At 64.4% G+C, this 509-nt stretch carries 1 protein-coding gene; it reads right to left on the bottom strand.

The annotated features are described in order from the left end of the window. Window positions 1-140: 140 nt before the first annotated feature. Window positions 141-509, bottom strand: a 369-nt coding sequence (locus CUC53_RS18500) for an ATP-binding cassette domain-containing protein (RefSeq protein WP_157798339.1), incomplete at its 5' end; no start/stop codon positions are given.

Raw genomic sequence — 509 nt, 5'->3', positions numbered from 1 at the left:
CCGACACCTTATCCGAGGTGTCGGATTTTTTATTGCCCGCCGATCTGAACCACGACCCTTGCTGATCCCAGCAGGCCACACGAACGAGGCGCAGCCCGCCGATCTCGCCCTCGCAGTGCAGCCCTAGCTCGGTCGCCTCCTTATTGAGCGCGCTTGGGGTCAAGCAACGGCCGCAGGAAGCGGGCGGTGTGCGACTCTGGGTGGTCGCACATCTGCTCCGGCGTCCCCGTCACCAAAATCCGGCCACCACCGGCGCCCCCCTCCGGCCCCAGATCGACGATCCAGTCGGCGGTTTTCACCACATCCAGATTGTGCTCGATGATTACGATGGTGTTGCCGCGATCCCGCAGCTGGTGCAGCACCTTGAGCAGCTGCTGGATGTCGTGGAAGTGCAGCCCAGTGGTCGGCTCGTCCAGAATATAGAGGGTCTGGCCGGTATCCCGCTTGGAGAGCTCGCGCGCCAGCTTGACCCGCTGCGCCTCACCGCCCGACAGGGTGGTGGCTGACTG

Origin of the sequence: Aeromonas cavernicola (genome assembly GCF_002795305.1) — a bacterium.
Lineage (GTDB): Bacteria > Pseudomonadota > Gammaproteobacteria > Enterobacterales > Aeromonadaceae > Aeromonas > Aeromonas cavernicola.
Note: the sequence above shows the minus strand (reverse complement) of the source record. Positions and strands in the feature narration are given on the sequence as shown.